Here is a 22,572-nt window from a genome sequence, read left to right as displayed (position 1 = left end):
ATCACCCCTTCACGCTGCCCGCAAGCATGCCGCGGATGTAGTAGCGTTGCAGGGCGAGGAAGAGGATGAGCACGGGAGCGACCGTGACGACGGCGCCGGCCATCATCAGTTCGATGTCCTGCACATGCTCGCGCGACAGGGCCGCCAAAGCGACCGGCAGGGTATAGTTCGACTGGTCCGTCAAAATGATCAGCGGCCACAGGAAATCGTTCCAGCTGCCCAAGAAGACGAACAGGCCCAAGGTCACGATGATCGGCTGAAGCGTCGGCAGGACCACGCGGCGGAAGATCTGGCCCTCGCCGGCGCCGTCGATCCGGGCGGCCTCCAGCATCTCGTCGGGAATGCTCAGCGCATATTGGCGCACCAGGAACAGGCCGAAGATGGATGCCAGCCAAGGCACCAGCGCCCCGGCATAGGTGTTCACCAGCCCCATCCCCTTCAGCATCAGGAACAGCGGCAGGGTGCCGATCTGGGCCGGCACCACCAGGGCGGCGGCCAGGAACTGAAACAGCCGTTCGCGTCCCCTGAACCTCAGCTTGGCGAAGGCGTAGCCGGCCGGGACCGTGAACCCCAAGGCCAGGATCGTCGCCAGGGTCGCCAGGGCGAAACTGTTCCACAGATAGCGGCCCATGCCCTGGTTCAAAAACAGGTCGCGATAATGCTCCAGCGTCCAGGTCTTGGGCCACAGCGGCGGCGGGAAGACAGCCGCTTCGCCGGGCGCCATGAAGCTGACCGACACCATCCAGACCAGCGGGAACAGCACCACCAGGGCGATGAAGGCGACGGCCAGATTGAGCAGGATTGTGCGGATTTTCACTGATACGCCCCCACCCGCTTGGCGACGGCCAGCTGGACCAGGGTGATGGCCAGGATGCACAGGAACAGGACGAAGGCGACGGCGCTGGCGGAGCCCAGGTTCCACCATTTGAAACCTTCCTCGTACATGAAGTAGAGCACCGTCACCGTGCTCTGGGCCGGCCCGCCCTGCGTCATCACATAGGGCTCGGCGAACAGCTGAAAGAAGCTGGCCACCGAGATGATCGAGACCAGCAGCAGGGTCGGTGCGATGGCCGGCAGGGTGACATGGCGGAACTGCTTCCACGGCCCGGCGCCGTCGATGCGCGCGGCCTCGTACAGGTCGTCCGGCACGGTCTGCAGCACAGCGAGAAAGATCAGCATATTGTAGCCGAAGATCTTCCAGACCACGAACATCAGGATGGCGGGAATGGAGGTGGAGGGGTCGCCCAGCCAGTCGATTGCGGGCAGGCCGATGCTCTCAAGCCCCCAGTTGATCACGCCGTAGCGGGTGTGCAGCAGATAGCGCCAAACCACCGCCGTCGCGACCAGGGTGGTGACGTAGGGCGCGAAGAACATCACCCGCCAGATCGGCCGCCACTTCACCACCCGCGCATTCAGGATCACCGCCGCCGCCAGCGACGCCGCGATGGACAGCGGAACGCCCAGGACGGCGAAGGTCAGGGTGTTCTTCATCGCCCCCCAGAACAGGGGGTTGGTCAGCAGCCGCTCATAGTTCTGCAGCCCGACGAAACGCAGGTTGTCCAGGTCGGCCAGGGCGTAGATGTCGAAATCGGTCAGGCTGAGCAGCAAGGCCGCGAGCACCGGAATGGCGAAGAACAGGCCGATGGCGATCAAGGCCGGTGCCAAGAAGGCCCAGGCCGCACGCTCGCGGGCGCCGACGCCTCGCGCCCGTCTGGCCGGCCTGACTGTGGGATTGGCGGCGGTCATGCGGCCCTGCCCTGCTCCATCATCCAGCGGCGCTTTTCCAGCAGCCGGTCGGCGCGGCGGTCGATCTCGGCGGCGGCGCTCTCGGGCGTATGTTCGCCGCGCACCATCCGCTCGGCGACGATCTGCATCTCGGTGACGATCCGTTCCCATTCGGGAACCTTGGGCACGGCCCTCGCCCGTTCCAGCTGCCCCTTGAACGGCGCCAGCATGGGGTCGCGTTCGACCTGGGCCAGGCCCCAGGCGCTCCGACGCGCCGGCAGGTCGCCGACGATGGCGTTGAAACGCGCCTGGACGGCAGGCTCCGACAGGTATCGCACCAGAGCCCAGGCCGCGTCCTGATGCCGGGACGAAGAGAATACGGCCAGGCTGGACCCGCCCGGCGCCGACGCGCCCGGCCCCTTCGGCCCCGGCACCCCGGCCGTAGCCCATTGCGGCTGGAACGATGCCGGCAGCTTGCTGCGGAAATCGCCCACGCTCCACGGGCCGGAAAAGTAGAAGCTGAAATAGCCCTTGGCGAACTCGGTCCAGACGTTGGAAATCTGCGTCGAAGACGCCAGCGGCGCCAGGCCCTCGTCGAACAGGCTCTTGTAGAAGGCCAGGGCCGAAACGAAGCCGGGGCTGGAGAAGTTTCCGCGCGTGGCCCGGTCGCGCAGCAGGGGTTCGTCGACCTGAAGCCCGAAGGTCAGAAGCTGCTCGAACTCGTTGAGCGGCAACAGGATCGCATAGTTTCCCTGACCCGCCGCGCGCTTGACGCCGTGCATCGCCCGCTTCCATTCGGCCCAGTCCTGCGGGGGCGCCCCGAACCCGGCGCGGGCCAGCAGATCCTTGCGATAGAACAGCAGCCGCGTATCGACATACCAGGGCGTCGTCATGGCCCGGCCGCCGATCTCGTTGGTCTCCAGCACCGCCGGAAATTGGTCGCTCAGCAGGTTCGCGGCCTCGGGCGGGGTCGGTGACAGGGCGCCGATGGCAGTCAGTTCCGCCACCCAGCTGTTGCCGATCTGGCTGACGTCCGGCAGCGAGGCCCCGGCGTAGGCGGTCAGCAGCTTCTCGTGCGCCGCTGTCCACGGCAGGGGCTGAACCTCGACGCGGACGCCCGGATGGCGCCGCTCGAACTCGGGCGTCAGCTGGCCCACCGTCCCACCCTCGTTGCCCATGGCCCAAAAACGCAGCACGATCTCGCCTGATCGGCGCGGGGCGCAGGCCGCCGCCGCCCCGCCCGCCATCAGGGCCAATGCGCCGCGTCTATGGGGCGCCAGGTTCATCCGTTCATCCAGCCGCCGGTGAAGCCGGCGATGTCCAGCGCCCGCCGCAGATTCGGCTCGCCGCGCATGTAACGCCAGACGAACTCGGACCTGTGGTTCTCGGTCATGATGACGATCGGCCCCTGGTCGATGCCCAGATAGTCGCCGTCCACCCAGCCGACGCCATCCACGATCCGGCCGTGCTGCAGCGGCCCGTCCCGCACCGTCAGCGTCGGGTTGAAGCTGTCGAGGAAGCCCCATTCCGTATAGATGGCCGAACCGTATTTCGCCTTCATCGCCTTGACGCAGGGCACGACGATCTCGGGCGCGAAGGCGATGGAGCTGGCCGCCGCCGTCGGCGCTAGGGTGCCGTCGTCGCGTTCGCCCGGCCCGCGCGCGGAATAGCTGAAGAATTCGCGTTCCTTGCCGTCGATCAGCTGTTTGAAATCGCCCGGCCCGTCGCACGCCGTCAGCCCCCAGACCTCGGACGTATAGCCCGCCCAGCCGCCCGGGTTGTCGTGGGCGTATTTCTGCTGGGCGTAGACGGCGCGGCGGCTGTTCTCGAAATAGTCGAGCTGCTCGCCCAACTGAGCCGACTGGCCGCGCATCCAGGCGTCCTGGATGCCGCGGAAGTCGATGAACATATGGCTGTACTGATGGCCGAAGATGGGGGCGAAGTTCAGGTGCCAGCTGCCCCAGCGGTCGGTCCAGCTCTCGTCGTAGCTGGCGGCCCATTCGTGCCAGACATTGACCGACACCGGATACGTCGGGCTGCCGATGGCGAGCAGCAGCACCAGCATCCCCTCGTTATAGACGTGCCAGTCCGAGGGGATGAAGCCGCTTTCGGGATGCCAGCCCATGGTGATGCGGTTGTCGCGGATCACGGCCCACGGCCATTCGATCCGCTCGTAGAGGGCCTGGGCCTTCTGGCGGATTTCCGCCTCGTCGGCGTGGCGGCCGTCGAAGTATCGGGCGGCGAACAGCATGCCGCCGATCAGCAAGGCGGTGTCGACGGTGGACAATTCGTTCTGCGCGAACCGCAGCCCGGTCTCCATGTCCAGGAAATGATAGAAGAAGCCCTTGTGCCCCGCCGTTCCGGTCGGCTCCGGCCCCTGGGGCAAATCATGGAAGAAGCGCAGCGTGGTCAGGGTGCGCTCGCGCGCCTCGGCCCGGCTCATCCAGCCGCGCTCGACGCCCACGGGCCAGCAGGTCAGGGCAAAGCCGACGGCCGCCACCGAACAGAAGGACGGCGTGGGCCAGCGGTCCGGCGTCAGCCCGGTCCGGCGATCCGTGACCTTCTCGAACCAGCGGAACGTCCTCTCCTGAAGCTCCTCGATCTCACGGTCCAGCCGCAACGGACGCCGCTGCGTCCCGTTGACCGCTCCCGTGACCGCCGAATTCGCCGCCTGTTGCGCTTCGGCCATAACCGGAACCCCGACCGCCAGAGCCGCCGCACCCGCCGTTGTTCGCATCAGGAAGTTTCGGCGGTTCATGGGCACGCTCGCACAACAGAAAACGTAAAAGAAGGGGCCGCCTTCCGACAAGCGAAAGACGGCCCAGGCTCAGGTCTTAGAAGGAGTAGCGCAGACCGACTTGGAAGCTGCGCGTCGGCAGGAAGACTTCGGTTCCCGCGCCATAGCGGGGGCTGTTGAAGCCCGTGTCGAAGGACTTGTAGTTGGTGAAGTTGAAGATGTTGATCGCGTCGGCGATGAACTCCACCCGCTGTCCGCCGAAGACATCGAAGCCCTTGGTCAGGCGTAGATCGACCTGGCGATAGGCGAAGTTGAGGCCAGGCAGGAAAGCTCGCTTCTCGGGGTTTCCTGCGTTCCAACAGATGTTGGGGCCGCCGGCCGGCGCGTCCGGACAATCGTTGATGTTGTACGGCAGTCCCGAACCCAGGGTAACGATGCCTGACAGCAGGAAGTCAGCGGGCAGACCCAGCGTACCGGAGGCCACGATACGATGACGCTCGTCGGTCGACGACCGATACTTGGGCGACAGGGCCGGCACATTGTAGTCGAAGTCGAAAGCGCCGTAGCCGTTGTCCCGGCTGCCGTTCTGGGTCGCGTCCATATAGGTGTAGGCGACGTTGAAGCCCCAGCGGTCTTCGGCGTTATAGGGTTTGTCGGCGGTGATGTAGATCGCCTTGTACTCCCGTTCCTTGTCCGTGTTCTGGAAGAAGATGGCGTTTCGGAACTGGGGGAATCCGACCGATGTCGGGTTTGGACCGTTGAAGCGGCCTCCGGTCTCGTTCAAGGCGTTGGCGATGTACCAGGCGGACTCGCCCTTGGTGCGACCGGCGGCGAGGGTCAGAGCCGTCTGCCAGGCGCCGAATTTCTGGCGTACGCCGAGGTTGAACTGATCGGTGCGCGGCGGTTCGAAATCGTTCTTGACCAGGAACACCTCGCCTGAACCCGGGCTCGCCGCCAGCAGAGGGTCGAGACCGGCCGGCGTCAGATAGGACGCATTCCACGCCACGGTGTTGGTGAAGGTCGGATTACCCGACCCGTCCGTGCCCGTTTGAATCGGCGACCCATCACGCGTGAAATAGATGGTCTTGTTGAACTGGAACGGCTTGAAGCGCTCGTCGAAGGCGAAGTTGAAACCGATCCGATCATAGTAGCGGCCGGCTCCGCCGAAGACGACCGTCCGTTCGTCCCCGAAGACATCGTAGGAGAAGCCAAAGCGGGGCTGGAACGCGCCCTTGAAGGCCTTGCGATCACCGTCGGAGATGTAGTCGTTCGGATTGAAATAGGACGGGAAATCGTAACCTGGCAGATTTTGGATCGCAGCCAGCATGTCCCGGATCGAATCGGGCGTGCGATAGTCGTTGTTGACGGCGTTGTCCTCGTAGTCCCACCGGATGCCGAGGTTGATTTCCAGCTTGTCCGTGATCTGCCAGTCGTCCTGAATGTAGAGGCCGATGACGTTGTTATCCACATCGGCCGGCGGCACGGCGACGCCGAGATCCACGGCGACGGGAATCTCACGGCTTCCATTGATTTCGGGCCGGGCGTCGATGTCGTAGGTGAAGGTCGGATTGCGACCGAAATCCTTCTGAACGAAATAGTTCTGCATCGAATATTTCGCACCCATCTTGATGGTGTGCGTGCCCATCCATTCCAGGTCCGGTATGGTCAGATCGTTGCGGATCGTCGTGCTTTTCTGTTCCAGAAATTGAGCGTCGGCGCGCCCGCCGGCGGTAAAGACGGTCGAGTTCCGATTGTTGACATTATACTGGAAGCCCGCGCTCGCCGGGTTGGAGGGGCTGTCCGGCAGGTTGTCGTTAAAGATCACATACTGGCGGCCGTAGTCGCCGCCGTTGATCACCGACTGCTCGTAGCTCGACTTCAGATAGTCGATCGAGAACTCGTTCAGGAAATGCTGGCCCTGGAACTGGTGACGCAGGTTGAAGGCCTGGGTCTCGCCATTGTTGCGAGCGGCGCGGCTGGGCGCGTTCTGGCCGCTGGCGCCGCGTATGTCCTCTTCGGTCTTGTATTCGGTGCTGAGTTCCAGACGCTGACGGTCGTCGATCTGCCAGGACAGCTTGCCGAAAAAGACGTCCTGCTCGTAGGGCGTCGAGACGGCGCCGAGGTCCCCCGCGAAGAAGTCGCTGTATTCGGTCCGGTTCAGGAACGACTGGGCGACCCGGTCCTCGTCCTTGCGCTCATAGGCGCCGAAGAAGTGCAGGCGATCCTGGATGATCGGCCCGCCCAGGCTGGCGCCGTATTGCAGACGACGCACCGGGGCCTTTTCGGCGCCGCGACGCCGCGAAACCTCGTCCTGCTCGACCCAGTCGGGGTCTTGGTAGAAGACGAAGGCGTCGCCGTGGAACTCGTTTGTGCCCGAGCGGGTGACGGCGGTGATGATCGCCGAACCGGCCTGTTCGTACTCGGCCTTGAAGTTCTGGCTGATGACGCGGAATTCCTGCACGGCGCCCTGTGGGAAGGGCGTGCCGCGGCTGTCGTCCTGACCGGCGACGCCGCCGTCGTTGATCAGCGATTTGCGGTTCTGACCGTCGATGAACACATTGATCGCCTGGGCCGTCTGGCCGCCGGCCGAGATGGTTCGTTCAGTGTCGTCCTCGGTCACGCGCAGGCCGGGGGCCAGGGCGGCGAAGTTCAGGAAGTTGCGGCTGATCTGCGGCAGGTTGTTGATCTGCTGTTGGGTGACGTTGGTGGCGACCTCGGGCGTGCGCACCTCGAACACGCGACGCCCCGTGACGACGATGTCGCTCAGTTCCGTCGCGCCCTCCGTAGCCGCGCCGGTCGCGCCGGTCGCGCCCACGTCGAGATTCAGCGTGCCCACCTGGCCGAGCGAAAGGGTCACGGTTTCCTCGGCCGTCTGACCATCTGCGCTCGTCACCTGCACCCGATAGGTCCCTGGGCGCAGGCCCGATAGCACGTAACGCCCGTCGGTTCCGACGCGCGATCGGGTGGCGTAGCCGGTCGATACCTCGGTCGCGACCACGGTGGCGCCGGCCTCGGCCGTCTGCCCGTCGAAGACCGCGCCCCTAAGCGTAGTGGTCGCGTTCTGCGCCTGTGCGCCGCCGACGACCGCCAAGCTTATGGCGATGGCCGAGGCGGCGGCCAAGGCGGCCTTGCGTGTAGTGAACGGGTTCATCCTGAGTTCTCCCCTCCTGATGGGATCGGCTGGCGTCGGCATGACGGCCCTCACCCTTTGTTGAACCTGGCGGACGAAGCCGCCGCGGTGGACTGGCGCTCGACCAGGATCGGCCGAACGATTTCGCAAGCGGTGTCCTGGGCGTCGACGCTCTGGCCGGCCTGCACCAGGCCGATCAAGCGTTCGACGCCTCGGCGGCCGATTTCCGCGATATTGACGCGCATGGTGGTCAGCGCGGGCCGCATCAGGGCGGCGATAGGCACGTCGTCGAAACCGACCACCGCGATGTCTTCGGGACAGCGCACCCCGGCCTCCTGAAAGGCCAGCAGGGCGCCGACGGCCATCATGTCGTTGGCGGCGAAGACGGCGTCGGGGCGCTCGGACATGGCCAGCAACCGGGTCGCCGCGCGGTGGCCGGACGCCTGCGAGAAGTCTCCCTCGACGATGATCGGCGCCTGGCCGTCCAGGGCCGCGACATAGCCGGCGGCGCGGGTGTCGGCCTCGACGTTGCCGCCGGCCCCGCGAATATGGGCGATGCGGCGACGACCGCCGCCCAGCAGATGCCGGACCGCCGCGACCGCGCCGCCGTGATTGTCGATGACGATGGAGCCGCGCCCCGCCTCGGCCGTTCCGCCGTTCATCAGCAGCACGGGCATCCGGCCGGCGAACTCCGAGGCCAGGTTGGCGGCGCCGAGATGAGGCGACAGGACGATCATCCCGTCCACCCGCCCGCGCATGGAGCGCACGGCGGCGAGGGTGTCGTCGGCGCCGTCATGCGAACTGGACACGATCAAATGCTTGCCGTGCGCCCGCGCGGCCAGGTCCATGCCTCGGATCAGCTCCGAAAAGAACTCGCCGAACAGGTCCGGCAGGATCACGCCGATGGTGTCGTTCTTGCTGGTCGACAGGCTGCGCGCGCCGAAATGGGGGACGTATCGCAGATGTTCCACGGCATCGAGCACGCGCTGACGCGTGGCGTCGGAGGTGACGCCCAGGCCGTTCAGCACGCGAGAGACCGACGCCACCGACACCTGGGCGCGCTCGGCCACGTCGCGCATGGTGGCGGCCTTGCCGAGAGGCGACCTTTCCCGCCCGTTGGACGACGCGGCGGTCGGTGCGGCCATGTCCAATCTTCGTCTCCCTTACCCTATCGTCCCGGCCTCTTATCGAAGATCCGTCGATATGAATGTAAGCGGTTACATGACACAGGAGTCATCATGGCCGCAAGCGGGCGAGGGTCGCAATTCAACCAATTTGCGGCAGCGACAGCAGGGCCGATGAGGCGCCGGGACATAGCCGTCGCAGAACCGGCCTGAAATCTTGTTTCTTTTCAATCGCCTTGTCGACACCCATGGCCAGACGCCCATGCCGCCCGCGCGGCTTGGTCGCAGGCGCCCCGCCATAAGCCGCCGCAACCGCCGTTCGGCTTCAGGTCGCGAAGAATCGAAACTTCTTCAAACGTCCAGTTCTGAAAGTCGCCCGCGCAGGAGTTGCAGCACGGCCGAAAAATCCCGCCCGCCATGGCCGATGCCGTCGAACAGGGCGTAAAGGGCTTCGGCCTGGGCGCCCAGCGGCGTCGATGCGCCCGACTTGGCGGCCGCGTCCTGGGCCAGTTTCAGGTCCTTCAGCATCATGGCCGCGGCGAAACCAGCCTGGTAATCGCGGTTGGACGGCGCGGTCGGAACCGGGCCCGGCCAAGGATAGTAGCTGGTCACGCTCCAGCACTGGCCCGAGGATTTGGACGCGATCTCGAAGAACCGTTCGGTGTCCAACCCCAGTTTCTCGGCCAGGGCGATAGCCTCGCACGTTCCCAACATGGAAATGCCCAAGAGCATGTTGTTGCAGATCTTGGCCGCCTGGCCAGCGCCATGATCGCCGGCGCGGATGGCGATGCGGCTCATCGGCGCCAGGGCCGTCTCGACGCGCGCGAAATCCCCCTCGTCGCAGCCGACCATGAAGGCCAGGGTTCCGGCGTCCGCCGCCGCCGTTCCGCCCGACACCGGCGCGTCCGCAAAGGCGTAGCCCGCGCCCTTGGCCAGGTCCGCCACCTTTCGCGCCGTCTCGACGTCGATGGTGGAGCAGTCCAGCAGAAGGGCGCTGCTGGGCGCCGCGCCCACGATCTGTTCGGAATAGACCTTCAGCACATGGGGCCCGGCGGGCAGCATGGTGATCACCACCTCGGCGTCCTTGACCGCCTCGGCGACCGAACCGACAGGCGCGCAGCCGACCGAGGCGGCCCGCTCCAGCGCGCTGGGCGACAGATCGAAGGCGGCGACGGCATGTCCGGCCCTGGCCTGGTTGGCGGCCATGCCGCCACCCATGTTGCCCAGGCCGATGAAGGCGATCTTGGTCATGGTCTGTCTCCCTTTAGGTGGGCGCCGCCGTCAGGGCAGCGGCGTCCATTTTTCATTGTCCGGCAGGGGCGCGAACAGCTCGTCCAGCGTCGAGGCCTGAACGCCCGCCAGGTCCGCCGGCGACCATCGCGGCGCATTGTCCTTGTCCACGATCACGGCTCTTACGCCTTCCTGGAAGTCGTGCGTGGCGCCGATCCGGCCGCTGATCGCATATTCGACGGCCATATTGTCGCTGAACGACGCGGCCTTGGCGCCTTGGCGAATGTGGCGCAGCGTGACCTTTAGAGAAGTCGGCGACTTGGTCTTCAGCGTCGCCAGTTGCGTCGAAGCCCAGTCCGACCCATCGGCCTCAAGCGCCGCAAAAATCTCTTCCACCGTATCGAAGGCGAACAGTCGGTCGATAGCCGCGCGATGCGGCGCCAGCGGCGCAGGTCCTGCGTCCTTGGCGTGGCGCGCGGCCACGGCGGCCGGATCGCCGGGGGCGGCCAGCAGATCGGCCTTCAACGCCTCGACGCCCTCGCTGGGCGTGAAATGGGTGTGGATGCCCAGGGCCACTGTGTCCGCCGCCTTCAGCCGCGCGCCCGTCAGGCCGATCCAGACGCCGGTCTGGCCCGGCAGGCGCGGCAGGAACCAACCGCCCCCGACCTCGGGATACAGACCGATGCCGGTCTCGGGCATGGCGTAGGTGGTCCGTTCAGTGGCGATGCGGACCGCCGCCGGCTCCGAAATCCCGACCCCGCCGCCCATGACGATGCCGTCCACGATGGCTGTGATCGGCTTGGGATAGCCGAACAGCAGGGCGTTCAGCCGATACTCCGCCAGGAAAAAGGCGCGCGCATCCACGCCGTCGCCCGCCCCGCTGTCGGCAATCATGCGGATATCGCCGCCCGCGCAGAAGCCGCGCTCGCCCGCGTGGTCGATCAGAACGGATTGCACTGTCGCATCATAGCGCCACGCCAGCAGCGCCGCGATCATCGTCTCGCACATGGTACGGTTCAGCGCATGGATCGCCTTGGGGCGGTTCAGAGTGATGCGGCCGACGCCATTTTCGACGCGGGTGATGACATCCGCTTCGCTCATTTCGCCATCTCCCGCGCGACGATGACGCGCATGATTTCGTTCGTGCCCTCCAGGATGCGGTGGACCCGCAGATCGCGCACGATCCGTTCCAGCGGATAGTCCTTCAGATAGCCGTAGCCTCCGTGAAGCTGCAGCGCCTCGTCCGCGATGTGGAAACAGGCGTCGGTGGCCATCCGCTTGGCCATGGCGCACCATTTGGTCTTTTCGGGGTGATCGGTGTCGATGGCCCAGGCGCCGCGCAGCACCATCAGACGCGCCGCCTCCAGGTCCGTCGCCATGTCAGCGAGACGGAATTGCAGGGCCTGGAACTCGCCGATCGGGCGGCCGAACTGCTTGCGGTTGGCGACATAATCTTGCGCCGTCTCCAGCGCCAGCCGCGCCCCGCCGAGCGAACAGGCGGCGATGTTCAGACGCCCGCCGTCCAGACCGGCCATGGCGTATTTGAAGCCCGCCCCCTCTTCACCCAACAGATTGGCGACCGGCACGCGGCAGTCGTCGAACTGGACGATGGCGGTGGGCTGGGCGTTCCAGCCCATCTTCCTCTCCTGCGCGCCGAACGACAGACCGGGCGTTCCGGCCTCGACGACGATGGCGGAAACGCCCTTCGCCCCCTCCCCGCCCGTCCGGACCATGACGACATAGACGTCCGACACGCCTGCGCCGGAGATGAAGGCTTTGGACCCGTTCAGCACATAGTGGTCGCCGTCGCGCACCGCCGTGGTCCGCAGCGCCGCCGCATCCGACCCCGAACCCGGCTCGGTCAGGCAATAGCTGGCGATCTTGTCCATCGTCACCAGCGACGGCGCGAACTGCCCGCGCAGGTCGTCCGAGCCGAAGCGGTCGATCATCCAAGTCGCCATGTTGTGGATCGAGATGAAGGCCGCCGTCGCCACGTCGCCGCGCGACAGCTCCTCGAAGATCAGCGCCGCCTCGACCCGGCCCAGGGCCATGCCGCCGTGTTCCTCACCCGTATAGATGCCGCAAAAGCCCATCTCGGCCGCCTGTTTCATCACTTCGATGGGGAAATGCTTGTCCTCGTCCCAGCGGGCCGAATGCGGCGCCAGTTCGGCGTCGGCGAAGACGCGCGCCGCGTCCTGAATGGCGCGTTGGTCGTCGTTAAGGGCGAAATCCATAGCCACCTCAACTCGTCATCCTAGGCCTTGCGCCTAGGATCCATAAACCCAGACGCCTGGGGGCCTACTCCGACCACCGGGCGTCTGGACCCTCGCCACAAGGGCGAGGGTGACGGATCGTATTTGGATCAGCGCATCGTCGGAATGACGAACGACGAATCCGCGTGTTCCAGTTCGCTGTCGGGCCAGCGCGCCGTCACGGTCTTGGTCTTGGTCCAGAAGCGGAGGCCCTCCATGCCGTGCTGGTTGATGTCGCCGAAGGCCGACCGCTTCCAGCCGCCGAAGGTGTGATAGGCGACCGGCACCGGGATTGGCACATTGATCCCCACCATGCCGACATTGACGCGAGCGGCGAAGTCGCGGGCCGCGCGGCCGTTCTGGGTGAAGATGGCGACGCCATTGCCGTACTGGTGGTTCGACGGCAGGGCCAGCGCCTCCTCGAAGGTCTCGGCGCGCACGATCTGCAGCACCGGGCCGAAGATTTCCTCCTGATAGGACGACATCTCGGGCTTCACATGGTCGAACAGCGACGGCCCGATGAAATAGCCCTTCTCATGTCCCTGCAGGCTGAAGTCGCGGCCGTCGACGACCAGTTCGGCGCCTTCCTGGACGCCTTTCTCGATCCACCCGGCGATGCGATCGCGATGCTGGGCGGTGACGACGGGACCATAGTGGGCGCCCGCATCGGTCGAGACGCCGACCCGCATGGTCGGGATTTCCGCCACCATCCGCTCGCGAAGTTCGTCCGCCGTCTTCTTTCCGACCGGCACGACCACCGGCAGGGCCATGCAGCGTTCGCCGGCCGAGCCATAGGCCGCGCCCGACAGGTCCTTGATGACCTGATCCATGTCGGCGTCGGGCAGGACGATGCCGTGGTTCTTGGCCCCGCCCATGGCTTGGACGCGCTTATGGTTGGCGGCGCCGGTCTGATAGACATAGTGGGCGATGTCGGACGACCCGACGAAGCTGACGGCGTGCACCAGCGGGTGGGTCAGGATGGCGTCAACCGCCGTCTTGTCGCCATGCACCACGTTCAGCACGCCGTTCGGCGCCCCGGCCTCCAGCATCAGTTCGGCCAGACGCACCGGCGCCGACGGATCGCGCTCGGACGGCTTCAGCACGAAGGTGTTGCCGACCGCGATGGCCACGCCGAACATCCACATCGGGATCATGGCGGGGAAGTTGAACGGGGTGACGCCCGCCACCACGCCCAGCGGCTGGCGCATCGAATAGACGTCGATGCCGGGCCCGGCCCCTTGCGTGTATTCGCCCTTCAAGGCGTGGGGGATGCCGCAGGCGAATTCGATCACTTCCAGCCCGCGCTGGATGTCGCCCTTGGAGTCCGCGACGACCTTGCCGTGCTCGCTGGACAGCAGTTCGGCCAATTCGTCGATGTTCGCCTCCACCAGGCGCTTGAAGTCGAACATGACGCGGGCGCGGCGCTGCGGATTGGTCGAGGCCCAGCCGTCGAAGGCGTTCTGCGCCGCCTGGACTGCGCGATCGACCTCGCCGACGCCGGCCAGTTGAACGCGCGCCTGCACCTCGCCGGTGTTGGGGTCGAACACATCGGCGAAGCGCCCGGACGCGCCGTTGAAGGCGGCGCCGTCGATGAAATGGCGAATGTCGCGCATGGCCTGGATGTCTCCCATGATCGTTTTTCTTGTGTCCGCCTTGCTAGCATCGCCAAGCCGGGCCCGATAATGCGAAGTTGCAGGAACCGATCTGCATTTTTGCGGGGCATGGACCGTGTTCGACTGGGACGATCTGCGCATCTTCGTGGCGGCGGCCAGGGCGGGGTCGCTGGGCGGCGTGGCGCAGCGGTTGGGAGTGGATGCGGCGACGGTGGGCCGTCGCGTGGCGCGGCTGGAGTCGGCGCTGAAATCGACGCTGGTGGTGCGCTCCACCACAGGCCTGCACCTCACGGCGGCCGGCGCCCAGCTTCTGGATATCGGCCTTCAGGCGGAGGGCGCGATGGAGGCGGTCGCCCGCGTGACCCAGCCGGAAACGCTGGCCGGAGTGGTCCGCATCAGCGCCTCCGAGGGGTTCGGCGTGACGCTGCTGGCCCCGGCGCTGGCGGACCTGCGGCGCGCCGGTCCAGGCCTGAGAATCGAACTGGCCGCCAACGCCGGGTTTCTGTCGCCCAGCCGCCGCGAGGTGGACATGGCCATCACGCTGGCGGCGCCGGATGCGGCGCGGCTGATCGTCGAGCCGCTGACGCCCTATCAATTGGCCCTTTACGCCGCCCCCGACTATCTGGCGCGCCGAGAAGCGCCGCAGACGGTGGAGGCGCTGAGCGGCTTCGACATCGTCGGCTATGTCGACGATCTGATCTATGCGCCGGAACTGCGATACCTGGACGAGATCCGGCCCGGCCTGACGCCGCACCTGGCCTCCTCCTCGATCCAGGCGCAGAGGCAGATCATCGCAGCGGGCGGCGGCATCGGCGTCCTGCCCTGTTTCATGGCGACGGGCTTGGAGCGGGTGCTGCCCACGATCCTGCTCGAGCGACGGTTCTGGCTGGCCACCCACCGCGAGGTCCACGACACCGCCCGACTCCGCACGGTGCGCGCCTGGTTAAAGACGCTATGCGCCGAACGCAGCGACGCCTTGAGGCCCCATTCGTGGGCGGCCGGCTGAGGCGATCTGTGCCGCGCAGGACACGCCCCGAACACAGTTCATCGGTCGGTGGAACATTGGTCGCGATCAAATCTTAATAGGGCGTAAGCGAGACACGCCATGACCCTGATCCTCGGCCTGACCCTGATGACGACCCTGCTGGGCGCGCCCACCGACGCCCTGCCCCGCGACTTGGCCGATCTCAAACCGGCGCAGGTTCAGAAGGCCTCGACCGTTCCGCAGGAGCGGTTCAGCGTCCGCCTGCGCTGCACCGCTCTGGCGTCAGGCCATGTGGCCGACTGCGTCGTGCTGGAAGAAAGCAAGCCAGGCTATGGCTTCGGCGAGGCGGCGTTGGCGTTGATGAACAACGCCGAGGTCACGCCGATCACGGAAAACGGCCGCCCCGTGGACGCTCCCTTCGAACGCACCATCGACTTTACGCCGTAACGGTCTGTTCGAACGCCTTCAGGATGGGGCAAGGCCCCTCCTGGCTGCGCGCGCAGTCCGACGCCAGCCGCTGCAGCGCCGACCGCGCGCCCTGCAACTCCGCAATCTGACGGTCCAGTTCGGCGATCCGACCTTTAGCGATGGCGCGGACCTTGGTGCGATCCGTCCCGGCGTCCAAGGTCAGCAATTCCCCGATCTGCGCCAGGGTGAAGCCCGCCGTCTGCGCCTGGCGAATGAAGCGCAGGCGATCCTGATCGGCGGGTTCATATCGCCGGGTCGTCCCCTCGCCCGAGGGCGTGCGTAGCAGACCACGCCGCTGATAGTAGCGAATCGTCTCCACCCCTACTCCGCCGGACTTGGCCAGTCGGCCGATCGTCATCACCATCGCTTGACTCCGTACCACGGTACAGACCGTACACGGGCGAAATCCCCTTGTCAGCCTTTCCGGAAAGTCGATGCCCGCAGCCGAAAAGACCGCCACCCTGTATCGGATGGTCATGCCCGAGCATGTCTGCCCTTACGGCCGAAAATCCCTGTGGTTGTTGAAGCGCAAAGGCTACCGGGTCGATGACCGCCACCTGACCAGCCGCGCCGAAACCGACGCCTTCAAGGCCGAACACGACGTCAGAACCACGCCCCAGACCTTCATCGACGGACAACGGATCGGCGGGCACGACGATCTGCGCCGCTTCTTCGGTCAGAAGGTCCCCGAGCCCAGCGCGACCAGCTATACGCCCGTCCTGGCCGTGTTCGCCGTGGCCCTGCTGATCGCAGCGGCAATCGCCTGGCTGAGGTTCGGCACCCTGGCCAGTCTGTCGATCCTGCCGAACTTCATCGCGACGGCCATGTGCCTGCTGGCGATGCTGAAGCTGCAGGACGTCGAGAAATTCTCGACCATGTTCCTGAACTACGACCTGCTGGCGCAGAAACGGCCGAGCTACGCCTATGTCTATCCCTTCGCCGAGCTGGGCGCGGGCGTTCTGATGCTGGCTGGCGCCCTGACCTGGCTGTCGGCCCCGGTCGCCCTGTTCATCGGCGGCGTAGGCGCGGCCTCGGTGTTCAAGGCGGTCTATATCGACCGGCGCGTGCTAAAATGCGCCTGCGTCGGCGGATCGTCGAACGTGCCGCTGGGCTTCGTCAGCCTGACCGAAAACCTGATGATGATCGCCATGGCCGTCGCCATGCTGGCGATGGCGATATGAGACAGGCTTCACTGGATCGCCGCAGCCTGCTGCGCGGCGTCGCCGCCGGCGGCGGGCTGATGGCGCTGCAATCCGCCCTGCCGGCCTGGGCGCAGACGGGATCGTCGGGCATCGGGGCCGATCTGCCGACCCTGACGGGTCCGAACATCGACCTGACGGTCGGGCATTCCACGTTCACCGTCGGCGGCCGCACCGGCCATGCGGTTACGGTGAACGGAACCCTGCCCGCCCCCCTGATCCGGCTGCGCGAGGGCCAGAAAGCGCGCCTGAGCGTGACCAACACCCTGGACGAGGACACCTCGATCCACTGGCACGGCCTGCTGCTGCCCTTCCAGATGGACGGGGTGCCCGGCATCAGCTTCCTCGGCATCAAGGCCGGCGAGACCTTCGTCTATGAATTCCCGGTCAGACAGGCGGGGACATACTGGTATCACAGCCATTCGAACCTGCAGGAGGCGATGGGCCATTACGGCCCGCTCGTCATAGACCCTGCGGGCGCCGATCCGGTCGCCTATGACCGCGAGCATGTGCTCGTGCTGTCGGACTGGAGCTTTCTGCATCCGCACCAGATTCTGGACAGGCTGAAAAAGAGGCCAGGTTATTTCAACCGCCAGCGCACCACTCTATCCGGCCTGATCGACGGCTCGGACCGGATGGGCCTGCGTGAACGACGGATGTGGGGGTCGATGCGGATGGACCCGCGCGACATCCTGGACGTCAGCGGTTCGACCTACACCTATCTGGTCAACGGTCACGGGCCTCAGGAGAACTGGACCGGCCTGTTCCGGCCCGGCGAGCGGGTGCGCCTGCGCATCATCAACGCCTCGGCCATGTCGATCTTCAACGTCCGCATCCCCGGCCTGGCCATGACCGTGGTGGGCGCCGACGGCCAGAACGTCCGCCCGGTCGAAACCGACGAGTTCCAGATTTCGGTCGCCGAAACCTATGACGTCGTCGTCCGTCTGCCCGACGACCGCGCCTACACGATTGTGGCCGAGGCCATCGACCGGTCCGGCATGGCGCGCGCGACCCTGGCGCCGCGCCTGGGCATGACGGCGGAGGTTCCGGCGCTGAGACCCGTTCCGAACCTGACCCCGCGCGACATGGGGATGGGCGGCATGGACCACGGCGCAATGGCGGACATGGACCACGGCTCAATGGATCATGGCGCCATGTCCATGCGCGATCCGTCCAAGGCGCCGCCGGGCATGGCCGTGGGGGTCGGCGTCGACATGATCTCGCCCGCGCCCGCCGACCGTCTGGGCGAACGGCCTCTGAGCCTTCAGGACGCGCCGCACCGGGTGCTGGTCTATACCGATTTGGTCTCTCTTAGCCCCAACAAGGACCCACGCCCGCCGTCGCGAAGCCTGGAGATCCACCTGACCGGCAATATGGAGCGGTTCATGTGGGGTTTCGACGGGCGCAAATTCTCCGAACTGGTCGAGCCGATCCGGTTCGAGCGGAACGAAAGGGTGCGCGTGACCCTGGTCAATGACACCATGATGTCCCACCCCATCCATCTGCACGGCCATTTCTTCGAACTGGTGACGGGCGGCCCGGCTGGCCATAAGCCGTTGAAACACACGGTCAATGTGGCGCCGGGGTCCAAGGTCGCGTTCGACCTGACCGCCGACGCGCCGGGCGATTGGGCCTTCCACTGTCATCTGCTGATGCACATGCACGCAGGCATGTTCAATGTGGTGACGGTGCGACCGCTGGACGGAGACCTCTCATGAGCGGTCTTCTCCTGACCCTGACGTCCCTGGCGCTCGTCGCCCAGGCCCTGCCGTCGCCCCAGACCGTCGATCCTCACGCAGGCCATGTCATGACGCCGGCGCCGACATCGGCGCCGCATGATCCGCACGCCGGTCACGACATGGGCGGCATGGCGACGCCCGCGCCGGAAGACCCTACGTCCGCCGCCGCCCCGTCTGCCGCCGCCCTGTCCGGCCCCGCCCATGCCGCCGATGCGATCTTCGGCGCCGAGGCCATGGCCGCCTCGCGTCGTCTGCTGGTCGTCGAGAACGGCGACGTCCGCACGACCGCCGTCGTCATCGAGCGTGTGGAGGCGGGATTCGGCGACGGCCCCGACGCCTATGGGTGGGACGCCCAGGGCTGGACCGGCGGCGACATCCACCGTTTCTGGTGGAAGGCCGAGGGCGAAGGCGATCCGCACGGTCGGCTTCACGAGGCGGAACTCCAGGCCCTCTACAGCCGCGCCATCTCGCCGTTCTGGAATCTGCAGGCCGGCGTGCGTCAGGATATTCGTCCCGACGGGCCGGATACGACCCACGCCGTGCTGGGGTTTCAGGGTCTGGCCCCCTATTGGCTGGAAATCGACGCGGCCGCCTTCCTGTCCACCCAGGGCGATCTAACCGCCAGCGTCGAGACTGAATACGACCAGCGCATCACTCAACGGCTGATCCTGCAACCCCGCGTCGAGGTGGCGCTTTCGGCCCGCGACAATCCCGAACGGCGGATCGGCGCCGGCCTGTCGTCGATCCAGGCCGGGTTTCGCCTGCGATACGAGATCAGGCGCGAGTTCGCCCCCTATCTCGGCGTTGAATGGACCCGCGCCTTCGGATCGACCGCTGACATGGTCCGGGCGCATGGCGGCGACCGCGACGGCGCCCAAGTCGTTGTCGGCCTCAAGGGCTGGTTCTGACTACGGCGGCCAGGCTCAGGCCTAGATCGGACGTCGGATCGAGCGCAACTCGCGCCACAGACCGGGTGGAGGATTCGAAGCGCGAGCGGATTCGTTTGGCCCACAGTGTGATGTCGGCGAGAAGTGATAGGCTGGCGAAGTTATCATCGGGCCGGGACGACGGCGCCTGCGTAGGTGCGGTTGATGTAGTCCTTGATCGTCTGGCTGGTGAGGGCGGCGGCCAGAGCCCTGATGCGGGGATCGTCGCGGTTGTCGGCGCGGGCGACGAGATAGTTCACATAGGGGCTGTCGCCGCCCTCCAGCGTCAGGGCGTCGTTGCGGGGGCTGAGGCCGGCGTCCAGCGCGTAGTTGGTGTTGATCACCGCCAGATCGACCTGGTCCAGAACGCGCGGCAGGGTGGCCGCCTCCAGTTCGCGGAAACGGAACCCCTTGGGATTGCCCGCGATGTCCGCCACCGTCTGCAACGGATCGGCGCCCTTCTTCAGGGCGATCAGGCGCGCCGCCTTCAACAGCAACAACGAACGGCCGGTGTTGGATGCATCGTTCGGCAGGGCGATCTCGGCGCCGTTCGGAAGGGCCGCCAGGGTCCCGTGCTTGCGGGAATAGGCGCCGAGCGGCTCGACATGGACGCCGGCGACCGTGACCAGGTTCGCGCCGCGACCGGCGTTGAACTCGTCCAGATAGGGCTTGGTCTGGAAATAGTTGGCGTCCAGCCGCTTCTCGGCCAGTTGGGTGTTGGGCTGGACGTAGTCGTTGAAGACGACGATCTGCAGGTCGATCCCTTCCTTGGCCAGGATCAGCTTCACCTGTTCCAGGATCTCGGCGTGCGGCACGGCGGTCGCGCCGACTTTCAGCGGCCCCTGGCCGTCCGCCGCCTGGCGCCCGCAGGCGGCCAAGGCGGGAACCAGGGCCAGAGCCAGGGCGGACAGGAAAACGGAACGGCGCAGCATGGGAAAACCTTCGACCTAGCGGTGCGAGACTCTAGCCACCCAACGGTCGCCGAGCACTTGCAGAATTTGTACGATGACGAGCAGCAGAACTACCGTCACCGCCATGACGTCGGTCTGGAACCGCTGATAGCCGAAGCGGATGGCCAGGTCGCCCAGACCGCCCGCCCCTACGACCCCGGCCATGGCCGTGTAGCCGACCAGGGCGATGGCGGTGACGGTGGCGCCGGCGATCAGGCCCGGCAGGGCCTCGGGCAGCAGCACCCGGCGCACGATCTGCCACGTCGTGCCGCCCATGGCCTGGGTCGCCTCGATCATGCCGCGCTCCACCTCCCTGAGGGCCGTCTCGACCAGGCGCGCATAGAAGGGCGCGGCGCCGACAACGAGGGGCGGAATGGCCCCGGCTACGCCTAGCGACGTGCCGACCAGCAGCACCGTCGCCGGCAGCATGACGATCAGCAGAATGATGAAGGGCACCGAGCGCAGCACATTGACCACGAAGGACAGCAGGGCGTGGACGATGCGGTCCTCCAGAATCCGCCCCCGGCCCGTGACATAGAGGGCCACCCCCAACGGCAACCCCAGCAGGATCGTGATGACCAGCGAGGCGGCCAGCATCAGCAAGGTGTCGCCTGTCGCCTCGGCTATGGCGGTCCAGTCGATGTTGGATCCGAACATCACGACGCCACCTCCACCTCGACGCCCTCGGCCCTGAGCCGTTCGATCGCCGCCTGCGGATCGCCGCCCAGCAACGAAATCTCCAGCTGACCATAGGGCTGATCACGGAACCGGCCGATGCGGCCGGCCAGGATGGCGTGATCGACGCCCGTTTCGCGCGAGATGCGGCTTAGCACCGGCTGGAAGGTCTGCTGGCCGCGGAAGACAAGACGCGCGACCATGCCGCCGACAGGGCGCGGCGTCGCCGTGCGGGCTTCGCCCTCGGCCAGCAGGCTGCGCGTCGCCGGGGCGCCAGGATTAAGGAAGACATCGGCGGTAGCGCCCGTCTCGACGATCCGCCCCCCCTCCATCACCGCCACCTTGTCGCAGACACGGCGCACCACCTCCATTTCGTGGGTGATCAGCACCAGGGTCAGACCCAGGTCGCGGTTCAGCCGGTCCAGCAGGGACAGGATGTCCTCGGTCGTCTCGGGATCGAGCGCGCTGGTCGCCTCGTCGCACAGCAGGATCGACGGTTCGCAGGCCAGGGCGCGGGCGATGCCGACGCGCTGCTTCTGGCCGCCGGACAGTTGGGCGGGGTATTTACGGGCGTGCTCCGCCAGACCCAACCGCTCCATCAACTCATCGACCCGTCTGGCGATCAGGTCGCGGGGGCGGCCTTCCAGCGCCAGAGGCAGAGCGACGTTGTCGCGAATGGTGCGGCTGTGCAGCAGGTTGAAATGCTGGAAGATCATGCCGATGCGACGGCGTGCGGCGCGCAGTGCCGCCGGTTTCAACCCCATCAGGTCCTGGTCGCCCACCCAGACACGGCCGGCGTCGGGCCGTTCCAGCAGATTGATGGTCCGCACCAGGGTCGACTTGCCGGCGCCGGAGCGGCCCACCACGCCGAACACCTCGCCTGCCGTGACGGACAGATCGACCGCATCCAGGGCCGTGCGCTCCCCGGCGGCGGTGCGAAACCGGCGGGTCACGCCTTCCAGTCGGATCATTGAGTTTGCTGACATCGGGCCGGTCTAGTGCGACGCAGCGGCCGGGGTGGCAAGGAGAATGTCGGGCGACCACACATTCTCAGCGCGTCCCGATCCCGCCGATCCTGCGGCTTAGCCAGGGCGAACCCGCCAGGGTGAAGCGCCACGGCGTTTCCGCAGCTTTTCGTATCCGATCCGGGCGTGTCGCAATGATAGCTGGGCGGTGATCGGGCTCAGACAGGTAGAATAGCGAGCGGCCAGACGACGTCAGGCCGACCTCAAGCCGCGCCGGCGTAGCGGTGGAACTCTTCAAGATAGCGCTCGGTCAGGCGCGTCGGCTGTTCCGCCTTGTTCTTAAGGGTGAGGAACCAACCGCTCTCCTCCTCGAACATGTGGGTCAGAACCGCGCCCTCGATGTGTTCCCACTTGTCCATCCAGGCGGTTTTCGAAGGCGCGATGTTTTCGAGTTCGGCCATCTGCGCTTTCGCCGTCGTCTGCTCCAGATAGGCGTGCGCGGCATGAGCCTTTTCGCCCGCCTGGGCGAGCGCGGGATAGAGCACCAGTTCCTCGGCCAACGAATGCCCGTTGAGGACCAGGGCCAAGGCCTTCATGGCCGCTGTCCGTTCGGCCGCCGTCTTCGCTGCACGACCGACGGCGAAGGCTTCCCGAATCTGATCGTGATGGTCGAGAACTGCGGACAGCCAATCGCCTCGCGATGCGACGGCTCGGGCGTTTTCGGTGGCTTCGGCCCGCTTTTCGGCGGACGGCTGAGGCGTGATGGCGGCAAGGGCCTTATCGATCAGCGACATGAGTGCTCCGGGAGTTTCGACACTCAAGACCGCAGCGCCGCCTCGGTTCCGTCTGTCCGG

Annotated in this window: 20 protein-coding genes; 5 read left to right on the top strand and 15 right to left on the bottom strand. The window is 66.3% G+C overall.

Annotated features, from left to right (window positions below):
• Position 1 precedes the first annotated feature (1 nt).
• The 10 genes from DI624_RS03370 to DI624_RS03325 form a co-directional block, all read right to left on the bottom strand.
• On the bottom strand, positions 2-817 hold the full coding sequence (locus DI624_RS03370) for a carbohydrate ABC transporter permease (RefSeq protein WP_291536002.1): 816 nt from the start codon (positions 815-817) through the stop codon (positions 2-4).
• Positions 814-1,746, bottom strand: coding sequence for a carbohydrate ABC transporter permease (locus DI624_RS03365; protein WP_291536000.1), 933 nt, complete (start codon positions 1,744-1,746; stop codon positions 814-816). Before DI624_RS03365 ends, DI624_RS03370 begins: the two co-directional genes overlap by 4 nt.
• A complete protein-coding gene (locus DI624_RS03360) occupies positions 1,743-3,011 on the bottom strand; it encodes a sugar ABC transporter substrate-binding protein (RefSeq protein WP_291535999.1) in 1,269 nt (422 codons plus the stop codon). Before DI624_RS03360 ends, DI624_RS03365 begins: the two co-directional genes overlap by 4 nt.
• Positions 3,008-4,483 (bottom strand): glucoamylase family protein, encoded by a 1,476-nt coding sequence (locus tag DI624_RS03355; protein ID WP_291535998.1) that lies wholly within the window; start codon positions 4,481-4,483, stop codon positions 3,008-3,010. Before DI624_RS03355 ends, DI624_RS03360 begins: the two co-directional genes overlap by 4 nt.
• A 76-nt stretch (positions 4,484-4,559) precedes the next feature.
• Positions 4,560-7,613, bottom strand: coding sequence for a TonB-dependent receptor (locus DI624_RS03350; protein ID WP_291535997.1), 3,054 nt, complete (start codon positions 7,611-7,613; stop codon positions 4,560-4,562).
• 50 nt (positions 7,614-7,663) lie between these two features.
• Complete coding sequence (locus DI624_RS03345; RefSeq protein ID WP_291535996.1) at positions 7,664-8,737, bottom strand: LacI family DNA-binding transcriptional regulator; 1,074 nt, start codon at positions 8,735-8,737, stop codon at positions 7,664-7,666.
• Positions 8,738-9,067: 330 nt separating this feature from the next.
• A complete protein-coding gene (gene mmsB, locus DI624_RS03340; protein WP_291535995.1) occupies positions 9,068-9,967 on the bottom strand; it encodes a 3-hydroxyisobutyrate dehydrogenase in 900 nt (299 codons plus the stop codon).
• 30 nt (positions 9,968-9,997) lie between these two features.
• Positions 9,998-11,047: an enoyl-CoA hydratase/isomerase family protein gene (locus DI624_RS03335; protein ID WP_291535994.1), complete on the bottom strand. Its 1,050-nt coding sequence runs from the start codon at positions 11,045-11,047 to the stop codon at positions 9,998-10,000.
• Entirely contained in the window at positions 11,044-12,180 is a 1,137-nt protein-coding gene (locus DI624_RS03330; protein ID WP_291535993.1) for an acyl-CoA dehydrogenase family protein, read from the bottom strand. Before DI624_RS03330 ends, DI624_RS03335 begins: the two co-directional genes overlap by 4 nt.
• Positions 12,181-12,308: 128 nt before the next feature.
• Positions 12,309-13,811: a CoA-acylating methylmalonate-semialdehyde dehydrogenase gene (locus DI624_RS03325; protein ID WP_291536053.1), complete on the bottom strand. Its 1,503-nt coding sequence runs from the start codon at positions 13,809-13,811 to the stop codon at positions 12,309-12,311.
• Positions 13,812-13,926: 115 nt separating this feature from the next.
• Between DI624_RS03325 and DI624_RS03320 the strand changes: the two genes are divergently transcribed.
• Both DI624_RS03320 and DI624_RS03315 read left to right on the top strand, forming a co-directional pair.
• Positions 13,927-14,817, top strand: coding sequence for a LysR family transcriptional regulator (locus tag DI624_RS03320; protein WP_291535992.1), 891 nt, complete (start codon positions 13,927-13,929; stop codon positions 14,815-14,817).
• Positions 14,818-14,916: 99 nt separating this feature from the next.
• Positions 14,917-15,243, top strand: coding sequence for a TonB family protein (locus tag DI624_RS03315; protein ID WP_291535991.1), 327 nt, complete (start codon positions 14,917-14,919; stop codon positions 15,241-15,243).
• On the opposite strand, the gene DI624_RS03310 is transcribed toward DI624_RS03315, so the two are convergent.
• A complete protein-coding gene (locus DI624_RS03310) occupies positions 15,233-15,628 on the bottom strand; it encodes a MerR family DNA-binding protein (RefSeq protein ID WP_291535990.1) in 396 nt (131 codons plus the stop codon). The two genes, DI624_RS03315 and DI624_RS03310, sit on opposite strands and share 11 nt — an antisense overlap.
• A gap of 70 nt (positions 15,629-15,698) precedes the next feature.
• Here DI624_RS03310 and DI624_RS03305 point away from each other — a divergent pair, with 70 nt between their 5' ends.
• Genes DI624_RS03305 through DI624_RS03295 form a run of 3 tightly spaced genes read left to right on the top strand, consistent with a single transcriptional unit; the run spans position 15,699 to position 19,110 of the window.
• Positions 15,699-16,445 carry a glutaredoxin gene (locus tag DI624_RS03305; protein ID WP_291535989.1) on the top strand — a complete coding sequence of 249 codons (747 nt, stop codon included), beginning with the start codon at positions 15,699-15,701 and terminating at the stop codon, positions 16,443-16,445.
• Entirely contained in the window at positions 16,442-18,181 is a 1,740-nt protein-coding gene (locus tag DI624_RS03300) for a copper resistance system multicopper oxidase (RefSeq protein ID WP_291535988.1), read from the top strand. The genes DI624_RS03305 and DI624_RS03300 overlap by 4 nt, the downstream gene beginning before the upstream one ends.
• Positions 18,178-19,110, top strand: a complete 933-nt coding sequence (locus DI624_RS03295) for a copper resistance protein B (RefSeq protein WP_291535987.1) — start codon at positions 18,178-18,180, stop codon at positions 19,108-19,110. The genes DI624_RS03300 and DI624_RS03295 overlap by 4 nt, the downstream gene beginning before the upstream one ends.
• 143 nt (positions 19,111-19,253) lie before the next feature.
• Here the strand turns inward: DI624_RS03295 and DI624_RS03290 are convergent, their stop codons facing one another.
• The 4 genes from DI624_RS03290 to DI624_RS03275 form a co-directional block, all read right to left on the bottom strand.
• Positions 19,254-20,060, bottom strand: coding sequence for a MetQ/NlpA family ABC transporter substrate-binding protein (locus tag DI624_RS03290; RefSeq protein WP_291535986.1), 807 nt, complete (start codon positions 20,058-20,060; stop codon positions 19,254-19,256).
• Between the two features lie 15 nt (positions 20,061-20,075).
• Positions 20,076-20,735, bottom strand: a complete 660-nt coding sequence (locus tag DI624_RS03285) for a methionine ABC transporter permease (protein WP_291535985.1) — start codon at positions 20,733-20,735, stop codon at positions 20,076-20,078.
• Entirely contained in the window at positions 20,735-21,724 is a 990-nt protein-coding gene (locus DI624_RS03280; protein ID WP_291535984.1) for a methionine ABC transporter ATP-binding protein, read from the bottom strand. Before DI624_RS03280 ends, DI624_RS03285 begins: the two co-directional genes overlap by 1 nt.
• A 257-nt stretch (positions 21,725-21,981) precedes the next feature.
• Positions 21,982-22,512 (bottom strand): hemerythrin domain-containing protein, encoded by a 531-nt coding sequence (locus tag DI624_RS03275; RefSeq protein ID WP_291535983.1) that lies wholly within the window; start codon positions 22,510-22,512, stop codon positions 21,982-21,984.
• Positions 22,513-22,572 lie beyond the last annotated feature (60 nt).

The sequence above is a fragment of the Brevundimonas sp. genome (assembly GCF_003248455.1).
In the GTDB taxonomy this organism is placed as follows: Bacteria; Pseudomonadota; Alphaproteobacteria; order Caulobacterales; family Caulobacteraceae; genus Brevundimonas.
The sequence above is the reverse complement of the archived record's forward strand: the minus strand, read 5'-3'. Positions and strand labels throughout refer to the sequence as shown.

Excerpts from the sequence above, each read along its gene's own strand:
- DI624_RS03365 (WP_291536000.1), bottom strand. The coding sequence starts at position 1,746 with ATGACCGCCGCCAATCCCACAGTCAGGCCGGCCAGACGGGCGCGAGGC.
- DI624_RS03360 (WP_291535999.1), bottom strand. The coding sequence starts at position 3,011 with ATGAACCTGGCGCCCCATAGACGCGGCGCATTGGCCCTGATGGCGGGC.
- DI624_RS03355 (WP_291535998.1), bottom strand. The coding sequence starts at position 4,483 with ATGAACCGCCGAAACTTCCTGATGCGAACAACGGCGGGTGCGGCGGCT.
- DI624_RS03350 (WP_291535997.1), bottom strand. The coding sequence starts at position 7,613 with ATGAACCCGTTCACTACACGCAAGGCCGCCTTGGCCGCCGCCTCGGCC.
- DI624_RS03345 (WP_291535996.1), bottom strand. The coding sequence starts at position 8,737 with ATGGCCGCACCGACCGCCGCGTCGTCCAACGGGCGGGAAAGGTCGCCT.
- mmsB (WP_291535995.1), bottom strand. The coding sequence starts at position 9,967 with ATGACCAAGATCGCCTTCATCGGCCTGGGCAACATGGGTGGCGGCATG.
- DI624_RS03335 (WP_291535994.1), bottom strand. The coding sequence starts at position 11,047 with ATGAGCGAAGCGGATGTCATCACCCGCGTCGAAAATGGCGTCGGCCGC.
- DI624_RS03330 (WP_291535993.1), bottom strand. The coding sequence starts at position 12,180 with ATGGATTTCGCCCTTAACGACGACCAACGCGCCATTCAGGACGCGGCG.
- DI624_RS03325 (WP_291536053.1), bottom strand. The coding sequence starts at position 13,811 with ATGCGCGACATTCGCCATTTCATCGACGGCGCCGCCTTCAACGGCGCG.
- DI624_RS03315 (WP_291535991.1), top strand. The coding sequence starts at position 14,917 with ATGACCCTGATCCTCGGCCTGACCCTGATGACGACCCTGCTGGGCGCG.
- DI624_RS03310 (WP_291535990.1), bottom strand. The coding sequence starts at position 15,628 with ATGGTGATGACGATCGGCCGACTGGCCAAGTCCGGCGGAGTAGGGGTG.
- DI624_RS03305 (WP_291535989.1), top strand. The coding sequence starts at position 15,699 with ATGCCCGCAGCCGAAAAGACCGCCACCCTGTATCGGATGGTCATGCCC.
- DI624_RS03300 (WP_291535988.1), top strand. The coding sequence starts at position 16,442 with ATGAGACAGGCTTCACTGGATCGCCGCAGCCTGCTGCGCGGCGTCGCC.
- DI624_RS03295 (WP_291535987.1), top strand. The coding sequence starts at position 18,178 with ATGAGCGGTCTTCTCCTGACCCTGACGTCCCTGGCGCTCGTCGCCCAG.
- DI624_RS03290 (WP_291535986.1), bottom strand. The coding sequence starts at position 20,060 with ATGCTGCGCCGTTCCGTTTTCCTGTCCGCCCTGGCTCTGGCCCTGGTT.
- DI624_RS03285 (WP_291535985.1), bottom strand. The coding sequence starts at position 20,735 with ATGTTCGGATCCAACATCGACTGGACCGCCATAGCCGAGGCGACAGGC.
- DI624_RS03280 (WP_291535984.1), bottom strand. The coding sequence starts at position 21,724 with ATGATCCGACTGGAAGGCGTGACCCGCCGGTTTCGCACCGCCGCCGGG.
- DI624_RS03275 (WP_291535983.1), bottom strand. The coding sequence starts at position 22,512 with ATGTCGCTGATCGATAAGGCCCTTGCCGCCATCACGCCTCAGCCGTCC.